This is a genomic window from Paraburkholderia sp. SIMBA_054 (assembly GCF_046534875.1).
In the GTDB taxonomy this organism is placed as follows: Bacteria; Pseudomonadota; Gammaproteobacteria; order Burkholderiales; family Burkholderiaceae; genus Paraburkholderia; species Paraburkholderia hospita.
Window position 1 is genome coordinate 1 of the sequence record NZ_JAWRXV010001623.1, and the last position, 240, is coordinate 240.

Annotated in this window: 1 pseudogene; it reads left to right on the forward strand. The window is 62.1% G+C overall.

The annotated features are described in order from the left end of the window. Positions 1 to 240: pseudogene (locus SB822_RS60570) on the forward strand (protein tyrosine kinase); the annotation flags it as partial.

Genomic DNA, 240 nt, shown 5'->3' on the forward strand with positions numbered 1-240 from the left:
CCGTCGACGGCAGCGGAAATCGAGCTGCTGAAGTCGCGTCTCGTGACGGAGGAGACCGTCAAGAAGCTGCACCTCGACATCACGGCCACGCCGCGCTACATGCCGGTGATCGGAGGTCTGATTGCCGGGCTGGTGAACGGGCAATGGGGCCTCAAGCTGCCCCAGTTCATCAACCTGTCCGGCTATGCGTGGGGCAATGAGAGTATCTCGGTGTCGCGCTTCGACACGTCGAAGGAGATG